At 61.4% G+C, this 13,193-nt stretch carries 15 protein-coding genes; all 15 read left to right on the forward strand.

Going from position 1 to position 13,193, the window contains the following annotated elements; all coding sequences use genetic code 11:
- Window positions 1–74: 74 nt before the first annotated feature.
- The 15 genes from cmk (at window position 75) to H7B90_RS01965 (ending at window position 13,102) form a co-directional block, all read left to right on the forward strand.
- The gene (gene cmk / locus H7B90_RS01895) at window positions 75–779 is read left to right on the forward strand and encodes a (d)CMP kinase (RefSeq protein WP_185134175.1); all 705 of its coding nucleotides are present in this window, start codon (window positions 75–77) and stop codon (window positions 777–779) included.
- A gap of 3 nt (window positions 780–782) precedes the next feature.
- Window positions 783–1,379 carry a lysophospholipid acyltransferase family protein gene (locus tag H7B90_RS01900; protein ID WP_185134176.1) on the forward strand — a complete coding sequence of 199 codons (597 nt, stop codon included), beginning with the start codon at window positions 783–785 and terminating at the stop codon, window positions 1,377–1,379.
- Between the two features lie 140 nt (window positions 1,380–1,519).
- Complete coding sequence (rpsA, locus tag H7B90_RS01905; RefSeq protein ID WP_185134177.1) at window positions 1,520–2,740, forward strand: 30S ribosomal protein S1; 1,221 nt, start codon at window positions 1,520–1,522, stop codon at window positions 2,738–2,740.
- Between the two features lie 142 nt (window positions 2,741–2,882).
- Window positions 2,883–3,509 carry a hypothetical protein gene (locus H7B90_RS01910; protein WP_185134178.1) on the forward strand — a complete coding sequence of 209 codons (627 nt, stop codon included), beginning with the start codon at window positions 2,883–2,885 and terminating at the stop codon, window positions 3,507–3,509.
- A 129-nt stretch (window positions 3,510–3,638) separates the two neighbouring features.
- A complete protein-coding gene (der, locus tag H7B90_RS01915; RefSeq protein WP_185134179.1) occupies window positions 3,639–4,961 on the forward strand; it encodes a ribosome biogenesis GTPase Der in 1,323 nt (440 codons plus the stop codon).
- Between the two features lie 11 nt (window positions 4,962–4,972).
- Window positions 4,973–5,593 (forward strand): glycerol-3-phosphate 1-O-acyltransferase PlsY, encoded by a 621-nt coding sequence (plsY, locus tag H7B90_RS01920; RefSeq protein ID WP_185134180.1) that lies wholly within the window; start codon window positions 4,973–4,975, stop codon window positions 5,591–5,593.
- A complete protein-coding gene (locus H7B90_RS01925; RefSeq protein ID WP_185134181.1) occupies window positions 5,583–6,617 on the forward strand; it encodes an NAD(P)H-dependent glycerol-3-phosphate dehydrogenase in 1,035 nt (344 codons plus the stop codon). Before plsY ends, H7B90_RS01925 begins: the two co-directional genes overlap by 11 nt.
- Window positions 6,618–6,692: 75 nt before the next feature.
- A complete protein-coding gene (locus H7B90_RS01930; RefSeq protein WP_185134182.1) occupies window positions 6,693–6,968 on the forward strand; it encodes a stage VI sporulation protein F in 276 nt (91 codons plus the stop codon).
- Window positions 6,969–7,100: 132 nt separating this feature from the next.
- Entirely contained in the window at window positions 7,101–7,718 is a 618-nt protein-coding gene (locus H7B90_RS01935; RefSeq protein ID WP_221481885.1) for a nitroreductase family protein, read from the forward strand.
- A 212-nt stretch (window positions 7,719–7,930) separates the two neighbouring features.
- On the forward strand, window positions 7,931–8,110 hold the full coding sequence (locus H7B90_RS01940) for a DUF2768 family protein (protein WP_185134183.1): 180 nt from the start codon (window positions 7,931–7,933) through the stop codon (window positions 8,108–8,110).
- Between the two features lie 20 nt (window positions 8,111–8,130).
- Window positions 8,131–8,424 (forward strand): 2Fe-2S iron-sulfur cluster-binding protein, encoded by a 294-nt coding sequence (locus H7B90_RS01945; protein ID WP_185134184.1) that lies wholly within the window; start codon window positions 8,131–8,133, stop codon window positions 8,422–8,424.
- Between the two features lie 24 nt (window positions 8,425–8,448).
- Entirely contained in the window at window positions 8,449–8,811 is a 363-nt protein-coding gene (locus tag H7B90_RS01950) for a 2Fe-2S iron-sulfur cluster-binding protein (protein ID WP_185134185.1), read from the forward strand.
- 22 nt (window positions 8,812–8,833) lie between these two features.
- Window positions 8,834–9,589, forward strand: coding sequence for a YphF family lipoprotein (locus H7B90_RS01955; RefSeq protein ID WP_260410665.1), 756 nt, complete (start codon window positions 8,834–8,836; stop codon window positions 9,587–9,589).
- A gap of 348 nt (window positions 9,590–9,937) precedes the next feature.
- On the forward strand, window positions 9,938–11,416 hold the full coding sequence (spoIVA, locus tag H7B90_RS01960) for a stage IV sporulation protein A (RefSeq protein WP_185134186.1): 1,479 nt from the start codon (window positions 9,938–9,940) through the stop codon (window positions 11,414–11,416).
- Between the two features lie 537 nt (window positions 11,417–11,953).
- Window positions 11,954–13,102: a sugar ABC transporter substrate-binding protein gene (locus H7B90_RS01965; RefSeq protein WP_185134187.1), complete on the forward strand. Its 1,149-nt coding sequence runs from the start codon at window positions 11,954–11,956 to the stop codon at window positions 13,100–13,102.
- Window positions 13,103–13,193: the final 91 nt, after the last annotated feature.

The raw sequence follows: 13,193 nt of genomic DNA on the forward strand, positions 1-13,193 counted from the left end.
AAGCCGATTCGCCGTCGGACGACGCCGAAGAAGCCGGTCATGGGGCAGTCGACTAGGAGGAGCTTGCACTTTCGATGAATTCGCATTCGAGGCATCCGATCAACATAGCGATCGACGGGCCCGCGGGCGCGGGGAAGAGTACCGTGGCCCGGCTGGTCGCGAACGCGCTTCAGTATATATACGTGGATACCGGCGCCATGTACAGGGCCGTGACCGCGGTTGCGCTGGAACGCGGCATTCCTCCGGACGATGAGGAAGCCGTCGGTCGATTGGCCGAGAACCTGGACGTCGTCCTGTTGCCCGGGGACGAAGGTCAGAGGGTGTTGGCGGACGGAACGGACGTTACGTCGCGCATACGGACCATCGAGGTGAACCGCAACGTCTCGCGGGTGGCTACATACGAAGCCGTGCGGACGAAGATGGCCGAAGCCCAGAGGCGCATGGCCAAGGCCAAGGGAGTCGTCATGGACGGGCGGGACATCGGGACCCACGTGCTTCCCGACGCCGAACTGAAGGTCTTCTTGACGGCTACTCCCCGAGAGCGCGCCCTCCGCAGATTCAAGGAGATGGGAGATCAAGCGAACATCACCCTGAAGCAGCTGGAGCGCGATATCGCCGAGCGGGACCGAATGGACCAGGAGCGGGAGATCGCTCCGCTTCTTCGCGCGCCGGATGCCAAGTTCATCGATTCGACGGGACGGACGATCGAGCAGATCGTGGACGAGATCGTCGAATGGGGACGGGCGGCATCAAGAACCATTTCGGCGGGGGAGAAGTAGACTATGTTGTATCGGTTCTGTCGGCTTCTGCTTAGAGTCCTGTTCAAGGTCGTCTACCGGTTCGAAGCGAGAGGAGTCTCCCATATTCCGCTCGACGGGCCCGTCGTCCTCAGCAGCAATCACAAGAGCTTGATCGACCCGATGACCCTCGGCATCGCCGTGCCCCGCAAGGTGCATTACATGGCGAAGCAGGAGCTGTTCGGCATTCCGTTGTTCGGCCCGTTCATCCGGGCTCTCGGCGCCTTCCCCGTCAAGCGCGGAGGCGTCAGCAAGGAAGCGATCCGGACGGCGCTCTCGATTCTCGAAGAGGGCAAGGTCATGGGCATCTTCCCGGAAGGAACCCGCAAGGGAGAGAGAATCGACGGAGTCGCGATGGGCAAGCGAGGCGCGATCAGCATGGCCGCCCGTTCCGGAGCCGCCGTCGTGCCGGTCGCTCTCGTGGGGGATTACCGTCCCTTCCGCAAGATGATGGCCGTCTACGGGGCCCCGCTCGACTTGAGCCCCTATCTGGTCAAGGGAGCCGAGGATTACGAGGCGGCGACCGAGCTGATGATGTCCCGGATTCGCGAGATGATCCGAACCGGCCGGCCGGCCGAATGATTCGCCCGCGCCGTGCATGATTCGCGCGCATTACCATCATACTACAGGTATTATTTGGTTTATCACCGTTCCGTGTGATTTAAACGCCGCTATCGATGCGGGTTTAAATAAAGTTGGGGTAGAACTGAGGAGGTATTTTCATGTCTGAAGAAATCAAAGTCCAGGAAGCGGCTGCCGCCGAGACGGTCAGCCAGGATGCGTTGGAGAACGTCGTATCCTTGAAGAAGGGCGATACGGTCAAAGGAACGATCGTCAAAATCGAGGACAACCAAGCATTCGTAAGCCTTGGATATAAATACGATGGAGTCATTCCGCTGCGCGAATTGTCCTCCGTCAATCTGGACAACGCGTCGGACGCCGTTCAAATCGGCCAAGAGGTCGAAGCGAAGGTCGTCAGCATCAACGACGAGAAGGAGAGCCTCGTTCTCTCCAAGCGCCAGATCGACAGCGCCCGCGCCTGGGACGATCTGCAAGCGAAGTACGATAACGGCGAAGCGTTCGAAGTGACCGTCGCCGACGTCGTCAAGGGCGGCCTCGTCGCCGACGTAGGCGTTCGCGGCTTCATCCCGGCTTCGATGGTGGAACGCCACTTCGTCGAAGACTTCTCGGGCTACAAGGGCCGCACGCTCCGCGTCAAGATCAAGGAGATCGACCGCGAGAACAACAAGGTCATCCTGTCCCAGAAGGAAGTTCTCGAAGCCGAGTACGAAGAGCAGAAGCAGAAGATCATGGCTTCGCTCGAGCCGGGCCAAATCATCGAAGGAACCGTTCAACGCCTGACTCCGTTCGGCGCCTTCGTCGATATCGGCGGCATCGACGGCCTCGTGCACGTATCCGAGATCGCCTGGACGCACGTCGCCCACCCGGCCGACGTCGTATCCGAAGGCCAGCAAGTAAAGGTTAAAGTGCTGAAGGTCGATCCTTCGATCGGCAAGATCAGCCTGAGCATCAAGGCCGCTCAACCGGGCCCGTGGGAGACGGCAGCCGGCCAATTCCACACCGGCGAGATCGTCACCGGCGTCGTCAAGCGCCTCGTCAGCTTCGGCGCGTTCGTCGAGATCGCTCCGGGCGTCGAGGGACTCGTCCACATCTCCCAGATCGCTCATCGCCATGTCGTAACTCCGTTCGAGGTTCTGAAGGAAGGCCAAGAAGTCAAGGCGAAGATCCTCGACTTCAACCCGGCCGAGAAGCGCGTCTCCCTCTCCATCAAGGAGACGGAGGAAGCTCCTCCCCGCGAAGAACGCGAGCGCGCTCCTCGCGGCAACCGCGGACCGAAGGAAGAGACCAACCTTCCTCCCGCGGAATCCATGAGCTTCACGCTCGGCGAGAAGTTCGGCGACAAGCTGAGCAAGTTCAAGTAATCGAGATTTCGACACGCCCCGGGATTACGGTCCCGGGGTTTTCTTTTTTTTCTCCTCCTTCGCTCCCATCCCGAGGACCTTCAAGCATGCTAAGGCAGCCGCGCGGCGAATACTAAGGGCGCGCGATAGAGGGGGGAGTCGAATGCCGGCGGGTTACGTATCCGCCGTCGTCTGGATGACGGCGGTCATTCTCTGGTGGAGCGGTTGGAGAAGGGAGATGGCGGACGGGATTCCGGGCTCGCTTATCACTCTCTTCCTGATCGGCTGGGGGCTCTGCGTTCGCGCCACGATCCCGGCAAGCTGGCTCGGACAAGGGGCGCTTGTTCACGGCGCCACGGCGTTCACGCTAGCCGCCGCGGCGGCGATCGCCTTCCGGGTCGAAGGCGCGGGGAGGTTGGCGGCTTGCGCGGCGGGCATCCTGCTGGCGTCCATCGCCTTGTTCCTGGACAAGCTCGCCGAGTTCGTGCCGGGGCTAATGACGATGGAGCCGATCTGGTGCACGTCGGCGATTCTGTCCGTCGTCGCCGCGATCGTCGTCCGCGGAGCGGGCGAGCAGTTCGTCGCCCTGACGCTCGGACTCGCCTTGTCCGAGACGGCCGCCGCGATGCTGGGCGATCCTGCCGGAGGGCCGATTCGGTTCGGGGGCTTCGAGTGGACGGATCGCTGGTGGCTGACGGCGGCTTCGGTCCGGGCGCTCTCGACGGCGGCCGCCTGGCTGCCGCGGCGGGCGGAAGACGGACGGTGGAAGCGCGGCGAAGAGCGATCGTGATCCCAGAGGCCGCCTGCCGCCGTCCGGCATCGAGATTCGGCGTCGGCCAACTAGAGTTAGCCAACGGAAGCTATTTTTGTTATGATGAAGATTGTGAGCAAATATGGTTGACCATTGAGGAGTGAAGGTATGGCAAGACCCGTCATCGCCATCGTAGGACGGCCGAACGTGGGCAAGTCTACGATTTTCAACCGGATTATCGGCGACCGGCTGGCCATCGTTGAAGACAAACCCGGAATCACCCGCGACCGCATCTACGGCTCCGGCGAATGGAACGGCATCGCGTTTAGCGTTATTGATACGGGCGGTATCGAGATCGACGGAGAGGACGGACTGCTGCGGCTGGTACGCGCCCAGGCCGAGCTCGCCATCGAAGAAGCCGACGTCATCGTCTTCATGGTGGACGCCAAGGCCGGCTTGACGAACGCGGACGAGGAAGTGGCGCAGATTCTGTTCCGTTCCGGCAAACCGGTCGTGGTCGGCGTCAACAAAGTCGATAATCTTCAACGAATGGACGATATTTACGAATTTTATTCGCTCGGCTTCGGCGACCCCGTCGCGCTGTCCGGTTCCCACGGCATCGGCATCGGGGATCTGTTGGACGCCGCCGTCGCGAAGCTGCCCGTCACGGAAGACCAGGAATACGACGAAGACGTGATCAAGGTCGCCTTGATCGGAAGGCCGAACGTGGGCAAGTCGTCGCTCGTCAACGCCATTCTGGGCGAGGAGCGCGTCATCGTCAGCGAGATCGCGGGCACGACGCGCGACGCGATCGACACGCCGTTCGAGAAGGACGGCCAGCGGTACGTGCTTATCGATACGGCGGGCATGCGCAAGCGCGGCAAGGTGTACGAGACGACGGAGAAGTACAGCGTCATGCGTTCGATGAAGGCGATCGAGAGGGCCGACGTCGCCTTGATCGTCATCAACGGCGAGGAAGGCATTATCGAGCAGGACAAACATATCGCCGGCTACGCCCACGAGCTGGGCAAGGCTTCCGTCATCGTCGTGAACAAGTGGGACGTCGTCGAGAAGGACGACAAGACGATGCAGAACTTCACGAATACGATTCGCGACCATTTCCTGTTCATGTCGTATGCACCGATCGTGTTCTTGTCGGCGAAGACGAAGCAACGGCTGAACAAGCTGTTCCCCGTTATCGACCGGGTGGCCGAGCAGCACGCGATGCGCGTGCCGACCCATCTGCTGAACGATATCGTGGCGGACGCGGTGGCCGTCACTCCGCCTCCTACGGACAAGGGGCGCCGGCTCCGGATCAATTACGTGACCCAAGTATCGGTCAAGCCGCCGACGCTTCTTGTTTTCGTGAACGATCCGGAACTGATGCACTTCTCGTACGAGAGGTTCTTGGAGAACAAGATCCGGGGAGCCTTCAGCTTCGAGGGAACCCCCCTGCGGCTGTTCACCCGCCGCAAGTCCGATCAGGAATAGGAGAGACGGCATTGACGGGAACGATTATCGCCATCGCGGCCAGCTATTTGCTCGGCTCCGTATCCTTCAGCATTCTATTCGCGCGCTGGCTGCGCAAGATCGACATCCGCGAGCACGGCAGCGGCAACGCGGGCGCGACCAACACGCTGCGCGTCCTCGGCAAGGGACCGGCGATCGCCGTGTTCCTGCTCGACATCGCCAAGGGCGTCGTCGCCGTCCTGCTCGGACGCGCCCTGATGGGAGACGACTACGCCTGGCTGCCGGTCGTCTGCGGACTCGCTTCGATCGCCGGCCATAACTGGCCGATCTTCTTCCGCTTCAAGGGCGGCAAGGGCATCGCCACCACCGTCGGAGCGATGATCGCTCTCGCCTTCGTTCCCGTGCTCATCGCGGGAATGACGGCCATCCTTATTATCGCTCTTACGCGTTACGTCTCGCTCGGCTCGATGATCTTCGCCGTCCTGCTGCCCATTATCCTGGCGATCGGCGGGTGGGACCGGCCGATGATCTGGGGAGCCGTGATCGTGGCCGTCCTCGCGGTGGTTCGCCATCGCAAGAACATCGTCAAGCTGCTGAACGGCACCGAGAACAAGCTGGGAGGCAGCAAGAAAGGAGAGCCGCATGGCGTCTAAATCCGTCGCGGTGCTTGTGGCCGGGAGCTGGGGCACCGCCCTCGCGCGCGTTCTCGCGGACAACGGCCACCGGGTCACGCTCTGGACGAGGAACGCGGCTCAGGCGAAGGAGATCAACGAAGAGAAGCGCAACTCCAAATATTTGCCCGAAGCGCGCCTGCCCGACGCGCTGGCGGCATCGACCGACATAGAGCGGACCGTCGGCTCCGCCGACGCCGTCGTCTTCGTCTCGCCGTCGGCGGCGATGCGCGAAGTCGCCCGCCTCGCCGCCCCGCACTTGAAGCCGGGCGCGCTCGTCGTGCACGCGACGAAGGGCTTCGAGAGCGAATCGCTGAAGCGGATGTCCACCGTGCTGTCGGAGGAGCTCGCGCGGCCGGAGGAAGAGATCGTCGTCCTGTCCGGTCCCAGCCACGCGGAAGAAGTGATCGACCGGCATCCGACGACCGTCGTCGTCGCTTCGAGCTCGATTCCGATCGCGGAAGAGGCGCAGGACCTGTTCATGAACGACAACTACTTCCGCGTCTATACGAATCCCGATATCGTCGGCGTCGAGACGGCCGGAGCGATCAAGAACATCATCGCGCTCGGCGCGGGTCTCTCCGACGGGCTCGGCTTCGGCGACAACGCCAGAGCCGCCCTCATCACGCGCGGGCTCGCCGAGATCGGCCGGCTCGGCGCGGCGATGGGCGCGAGCCCGCTCACCTTCGCCGGGCTCGCCGGCGTAGGGGACCTGATCGTGACGTGCACGAGCCGTCACAGCCGCAATTGGCGAGCCGGGTCGATGCTCGCGCAAGGGCTCGGCCTCGATGAAGTGCTGCGGCGGATGGGCATGGTCGTCGAGGGCGTCCGCACGACCCAAGCGGCGCACAAGCTCGCCCGGCAATTCGGCGTGGAGATGCCGATCACGAACGAGCTTCATCGCGTGCTGTTCGAGAACAAGCCGCCTTCCGACGCCGTCGGCGCCCTGATGGGACGCGTCCGCACGCACGAGATCGAGAGCGCGGGCCTGCGCCTAAACGGGTAAGAGACGACGGCCTGCCCGCACCGTTTGCCCCTCCTCTTCATAGGATACAATGCATCAACCCGGAGGAGGGGAAGCATGGACAAGAAATTTTCCAAGGACATTCTGAACACCGTCAACAAGAAGACGGGCAAAACGATCAGCGAATCGTCGCTCAAGAAGATCGCGGGCAACGTGACCCCGTCGACCTTGCAAAGCGAGACTCAAATCCGGCAGCTGATCAAGCAGGTGTCGACGATGGCCGGCGTGCCGGTATCGGAGGATACGGTCAAGGAGATCGTCGGCGCCGTGAAGAAGAGCGGGATGAACCTCGACAATCTCGAGGGCTTGATGAAAATGATGATCAAAAAGTGAGCTCGGCGATCGGACGGAACAGGGCCATTTCTTTTCCAGACGGAAAGAAATGGTTCTTTTTTTGCGCGGGATGCGACGGTCCGGATACGGGGAAAATAAGGCCGCGACATCATGAAGGAGGAGACGAATCCCATGACAACGGCTCAATTGACGGACGAGCTTCTTGCCGCGATCGCCAAGAGGCGCACCTACTATTCCATCGGCAAAGAAGCGGTCGTCCCGGATTCCCGGATCGAACAAATCTTGCGCGAGGCGATTCTTCACGTGCCTTCGTCGTTCAATTCCCAGTCGACGAGAATCGCGCTGCTTCTCGGCGCCCAGCACGACAAGCTGTGGGATCTCGTGAAGGAGACGCTGCGCAAAGTCGTGAACGACGCCGAGAAGTTCAAATCGACGGAAGAGAAGATGGCTTCGTTCAAGAACGGGTACGGAACGGTGCTGTTTTTCGAGGACCAGGACGTCGTGAAGCAGCTTCAAAGCCAGTTCGAATCGTACGCCGACCGATTCCCGACCTGGGCGGAGCACGCGTCGGCCATGCATCAGTTCGCCGTCTGGACAAGCCTCGAGACGGAAGGGTTCGGCGCGTCGCTGCAGCACTACAATCCGCTTATCGACGAAGAGGTCCGCAAGACGTGGGGGCTGCCGGACAGCTGGAAGCTGATCGCCCAGATGCCGTTCGGCAAACCGACGGGCCAGCCCGGCGAGAAGTCGTTCCAGCCGGTCGAACAGCGCCTCAAAATTTTCAAGTAAGCTTTCCAAAGAAGCGCAAAGGCCAAAAGACCAGAAGGCTAAAAGACCAGAAGAGCAGAAGGCCAAAAGGCCAAAAGGCTAAATACCGAAAAAGCGAAATGCGAAGGATGCCCTGTGCGACAAAGCCGCGCAAGGGCTTCCTTTTTTTTCGTCCCTATTAATGGTATAATATTCTCCGTTTTGTAGGGATATCGCGGAGAGGAATAACGACGATGGATCCGATGATGAAGATGTGGGTGTCGTTCGTGGGGATCGGCCTTATGGTTCTCGCGGCGGTGCTGATTATGGTTACGAGGATGAAGACGAGAGGCGTTCTGCGGTTCCTGCTGTCGCTGGTCGCCTTCGTCATGCTGTTCGCGGGTATGATCTGCGGACTTATCTCCATTGTATAGTAGAGATTCGGGGGAACAACATGATTACGTTGACGGGACGAACCCTGACGAAGACGGTCGAGTCCGGCGTCGGCCGGACGCTCCTGGAGCTGGCCAAGCAGGCCGGCGTCGATTGGCAGTTCAACTGCTCGCGCGGCACCTGCGCCCGTTGCCGGTGCCGGATCGAATCGGGAGCGGACCTGCTGGAAGAGTACACCGACGAGGAATGGGACCGCCTGGGCCCGGAAGAGCTGGATCAGGGATACCGGCTCGGCTGCCAAGCCGTCGTGAAGCGGGACGGCGAGCTGACGGCGGTGAACCGAACTTATTTTTAGATAGCCAAGGACGGAGGGGGCGCGATGTCGGGAACGCCGACGGTCCGGGTTACGTTTCTGCCGGACGGACAGACCGCTGCCGTTCGCTCGGGCACGACGCTGCTCGAAGCTTCCCGGCGGGCGAAGGCGCAAGTCCGGACGCGCTGCGGAGGCGTGGCCGGCTGCTTGATGTGCAAGGTAGCGGTCGACGCGGATGAAGCGGCGGCGCTCTCCGAGCCGACGCCCGCGGAGCGGCGGAAGCTCGGCCCCCTGCTCGCGGAAGGGACCCGGCTGTCCTGCCAGGCGAGGGTACGGGCGGACGTCACGGTCCGCGTGCCGGAGGATCCGCTGAAGGCGGCGGTCCGCAGGATGCTGGCCAAGCAGCGGGAAGAAGAAGAATTGTGGTAATGCGGGAGGATGAACGTTAGATATGACAGCAATGATACGGGGCTTGGCGCGGCGGGGGAGCCGGCGGGCGGCCGCGCTCGCGATGCTCGTCCTGGCCATGGCGGCCTTATCCGGATGTCTGTACCCCGACGACGCGACGCCGGGGCACGATGCCTCCGACCGGCAGGCGGTGCTCGCCGTTCAGGACGCCGTCGACCGGTACAAGGAAGCGACGGGGCTGCTGCCGATCGTCAGCGCGGAGGAGTCGACGCCGGTCTACGAGAAGTTCAAGATCGACCTCGGCAAGCTGAAGCGGATGGATTACCTGGGAAGCATCCCGGGGGCGGCCTTCGAGAACGGGGGGCATAACCAGTTCCTCGTCATCGACGAAGAGACGAAGCCGACCGTGAAGCTTCTGAACATCCCGGCGTTCCAACAGGCGCTGACGGTCCAGGGCAAGGTCGATGCCTACATGAACAAGCACGGAGGCAAGCCGCCGCTCGGCGAGGAGCGCTACCCGGGCTTCTGGAGCGTCGACTTCAAGAAGCTGGGCGCATCGGAGCCCGATGTCCGCAGCATGTACTCCGGGCAGACGCTGTCGTTCCTGGCGGACGAGGCGGGTCGCGTGTACTACGATTACGCGCTGGATATCGCGACGGCCGTGCGCAAGTCCGGCAAGACGCCGTCCGCGGACGAGGATCTGCGCCGGGTTCTGGTGGACGAGTCGTATTACGTTCCCGTCAAGTCGCCCGTCTATGCCTGGGTGAACGGAGAACCCGTCGCGCGCCTGGAGGATTGACGAGCCGCAGACGGACGAGCCGCGTGCGAATCCGATCCGGACGACTGATGGATCGCCTTCGGCGCTCGATTCATGGCGATAGAACCGCATAGAAGGGCCAGACCGCTATTCCCGCAGATGGGATGGCGGTCTTCTTTTTTGTTCCCTCCGACATACGCCGGCCGATCCTCTCATAAGATCATGGGGAATGAGAGGAACGCGGGCCTGTTTTTTAACGGGATTTCTTCTTCGGTTGCGTCATAAACCGGGCTTACGCACATACAATGGTAGCAGTCCAAGTTCGTGTACGAGTCCGTCGCGCTGACGGATCCACGCAGGCTTCGCGATTACGAAGGGGAGGGAATCTCATTGGAAAAAGTGGACATTTTCAAGGATATCGCCGAACGTACGGGCGGCGATATCTACCTCGGGGTCGTCGGCGCCGTCCGGACGGGCAAATCGACCTTCATCAAACGGTTCGTCGAGACCGTCGTACTGCCGAATATCGCGCATGAAGCGGACCGGGTGCGTGCGATCGACGAGCTTCCCCAGAGCGCGGCGGGCAGAACCATCATGACGACGGAACCGAAGTTCGTGCCCAACAACGCGGTGCAGATCAAGGTGGCGGAAGGTCTCGAAGTCAATGTCCGGCTCGTCGATTGCGTCGGCTACGCGGTCGAAGGAGCGAAGGGCTACGAGGACGAGAACGGCCCGCGCATGATCTCGACCCCCTGGTTCGAGGAAGCGATTCCGTTCCAGGAAGCGGCCGAGATCGGAACCCGCAAGGTCATTCAAGAGCATTCGACGCTCGGCGTCGTCGTCACGACCGACGGCACCATCGCCGAGATTCCGCGGAGCGCTTACGTCGAAGCGGAAGAACGGGTCGTGCAGGAGCTGAAGGAAGTCGGCAAGCCGTTCGTGCTCATCGTCAACTCGACCCGGCCGAGAAGCGAGGAAGCGCTCGCGCTGCGGGGCGAGCTGGCCGCCAAATACGATATTCCCGTCATTACGCTCAGCGTCGCCACGATGGGCGAAGAGGAAGTCATGAGCGTTCTGCGCGAGGTGCTCTACGAATTCCCGGTTCACGAAGTGAACGTCAATCTCCCGAGCTGGGTCATGGTGCTCGGCGAGCGCCACTGGCTGCGTTCCAGCTACGAGAACTCCGTCCGCGACACGGTCAAGGACATTCGGCGCTTGAGGGACGTCGACCGCGTCGTCTCGAACTTCCTCGAATACGACTTCATCGCCAAAGCCGGCCTCAGCGGCATGAACATGGGCCAAGGGGTCGCCGAGATCGACCTGTACGCTCCCGATGAGCTGTACGACCGCATCCTGCAGGAGGTCGTCGGAACGGAGATCCGCGGCAAGGATCATCTGCTGCAGCTGATGCAGGAGTTCGCGCACGCGAAGCGGGAGTACGACCGGTTCGCGGAAGCGCTCGAGATGGTCAAGACGACGGGCTACGGCATCGCCGCCCCGACGCTCGCGGAGATGCAGCTCGACGAGCCGGAGCTCATCCGCCAGGGCTCGCGATTCGGCGTCCGCCTGAAGGCGACCGCTCCTTCGATCCACATGATCCGCGTCGACGTCGAGTCGGAATTCGCGCCGATCATCGGAACGGAGAAGCAGAGCGAGGAGCTCGTCCGTTACCTGATGCAGGACTTCGAGAAGGACCCGATCAAGATCTGGGAATCCGATATCTTCGGCCGGTCGCTGCACTCCATCGTCCGCGAAGGCATCCAGGGCAAGATCGCCATGATGCCGGACAACGCCCGCTACAAGCTGCAAGAGACGCTGGGCCGCATCATCAACGAAGGCTCCGGTGGCCTGATCGCCATCATCCTGTAACATTCGCCGCCGATACGGTTCGGCGGGAGAGCGCCTCCCCTCGGGGAGGCGTTTTTTTGATGCGAAAGACCGTCTCAATAGCGATTTCTCGGAATATGAGGGTTCGGAATTCGAAAATCGAACGAATCCCGAAATCCAGTCGGCAGAACGATTGGAACGTTGCCGTTAACGGGTATGCTCGTTCTAAATGGATCGGTCTCAATAGGCGTTTAGAGGGGAGCCGCGCATGGCGGACGGGCGATTGCGAGCTTAAAAGTCAGCGCAGCGTCTTCCCGCGTTCTTACGCGCAGATCAAATCGTGGCTCCGGTCGCCTATAAAGCAACGGTTCCGATTCCGCGCGATTCCAAGCTTGCCGATGGCGTTTTGCGCAAATCTATGAAAATACTCTTGTTATTTCGACATAATTCGCATAAAATTTGATTTTGTGAGCGGTATTCGCGATTAAGTCTGGAAAACCAATTGACATAGTCGGGAATAGCAACTAAGATAAGTTCTAGCAAATGAGACAAGCTATACTAGGGGAGGAACAGAACGACATGAAACAAACGAAACGCATCGGCGTCTGGCTGTCGCTCGTGCTGGTGCTCGCGCTGGCGCTGACGGCTTGCGGCAGCAAGAACAACAATAACGGCGGAGCGAGCGAATCCGCTTCGGCATCGCCTTCCGCGTCGGCATCCGCATCCGGCTCCGCTTCTCCGGAAGCTTCCGGGTCCGGCGTCGAGTCGCTGAAGGGCAAGAGGATCGCCCTGGTCATGCAGTTCAACCAAGGCACGTTCTCGGCTCAATACATCGACGGCGTGAAGAAGCAAGCCGCGAAGTTCGGCGGCGAAGTGACCGTATTCGCGTCCGACAACGACCTGAGCAAGATGGCGTCCAACCTGGACGCGGCCGTCAACCAGAAGTTCGACGGCATCCTGATCGACCACGGCAACGCCGACGCCCTGACGGCCGGCGTCAACAAGGCGAAGGAAGCCGGCATTCCGGTCGTCGCCTTCGACGCGGCGCTTGGCATCGGAGGCGTCACCGACCTGTCGCAGAACGACCAGAAGATGGCCGAACAGACGCTGGAGCAGCTGGCTAAAGACGCCGGCGGCAAAGGCAACATCGTCAAAGTATGGGTAGCCGGCTTCGCTCCGATGGAGCGCCGCCAGGAATCGTACGCGGCCTTCCAGAAGAAGTATCCGGACATTAAGGAGATCACGTCCTTCGGCGATGCGTCCAACCCTCAGCTTGACGCGCAGACGAGAATGGAAGCCATTCTGAAGCAGTATCCGGAGAAGGGCAGCATCACGGCCGTATGGGCGGCATGGGACGAATTCGCGAAGGGCGCCTCCAACGCGATCAAGCAAGCCGGCCGCGACGAGATCAAGGTGTACGGCATCGACATGAGCGACGAAGACCTGGCGATGATCCAGGATCCGACGAGCCCGTGGGTCGCTTCGGCGGCCGTCGATCCGACGACGATCGGCACGGTTCAAGTCCGTTACCTGTACCAAGCGCTGCACGGCGACACGCCGGAGGCGGCCGTACAGATCGACTCCGTCTACGTCAGCCGCGACGCCCTGCCGAAGGACAAGCAAGTGACGACGGCGGACCTGGCCCAGTACGTTCCGGGCTGGGGCGAGAGCGACCAAGGCAACACCGATTACTTGAAAGAGCTTGAAGCGGCCGTCGGCGCGAAATAAGGACGGCTCGAATGAACGGATAGCGGTACGGCGCGGGCGAATAGCCGCGCCGTTTCCTGCTGTCTGAAGCAATCTGCACAAAGGATGTGAC

Origin of the sequence: Cohnella xylanilytica (assembly GCF_014212175.1) — a bacterium.
In the GTDB taxonomy this organism is placed as follows: Bacteria; Bacillota; Bacilli; order Paenibacillales; family Paenibacillaceae; genus Cohnella; species Cohnella xylanilytica.

What these genes read in the sequence shown, in the direction of transcription:
- cmk (WP_185134175.1), top strand. Translation starts at nt 75, where the DNA reads ATGAATTCGCATTCGAGGCATCCGATCAACATAGCGATCGACGGGCCC.
- H7B90_RS01900 (WP_185134176.1), top strand. Translation starts at nt 783, where the DNA reads ATGTTGTATCGGTTCTGTCGGCTTCTGCTTAGAGTCCTGTTCAAGGTC.
- rpsA (WP_185134177.1), top strand. Translation starts at nt 1,520, where the DNA reads ATGTCTGAAGAAATCAAAGTCCAGGAAGCGGCTGCCGCCGAGACGGTC.
- H7B90_RS01910 (WP_185134178.1), top strand. Translation starts at nt 2,883, where the DNA reads ATGCCGGCGGGTTACGTATCCGCCGTCGTCTGGATGACGGCGGTCATT.
- der (WP_185134179.1), top strand. Translation starts at nt 3,639, where the DNA reads ATGGCAAGACCCGTCATCGCCATCGTAGGACGGCCGAACGTGGGCAAG.
- H7B90_RS01925 (WP_185134181.1), top strand. Translation starts at nt 5,583, where the DNA reads ATGGCGTCTAAATCCGTCGCGGTGCTTGTGGCCGGGAGCTGGGGCACC.
- H7B90_RS01930 (WP_185134182.1), top strand. Translation starts at nt 6,693, where the DNA reads ATGGACAAGAAATTTTCCAAGGACATTCTGAACACCGTCAACAAGAAG.
- H7B90_RS01935 (WP_221481885.1), top strand. Translation starts at nt 7,101, where the DNA reads ATGACAACGGCTCAATTGACGGACGAGCTTCTTGCCGCGATCGCCAAG.
- H7B90_RS01940 (WP_185134183.1), top strand. Translation starts at nt 7,931, where the DNA reads ATGGATCCGATGATGAAGATGTGGGTGTCGTTCGTGGGGATCGGCCTT.
- H7B90_RS01945 (WP_185134184.1), top strand. Translation starts at nt 8,131, where the DNA reads ATGATTACGTTGACGGGACGAACCCTGACGAAGACGGTCGAGTCCGGC.
- H7B90_RS01950 (WP_185134185.1), top strand. Translation starts at nt 8,449, where the DNA reads ATGTCGGGAACGCCGACGGTCCGGGTTACGTTTCTGCCGGACGGACAG.
- H7B90_RS01955 (WP_260410665.1), top strand. Translation starts at nt 8,834, where the DNA reads ATGACAGCAATGATACGGGGCTTGGCGCGGCGGGGGAGCCGGCGGGCG.
- H7B90_RS01965 (WP_185134187.1), top strand. Translation starts at nt 11,954, where the DNA reads ATGAAACAAACGAAACGCATCGGCGTCTGGCTGTCGCTCGTGCTGGTG.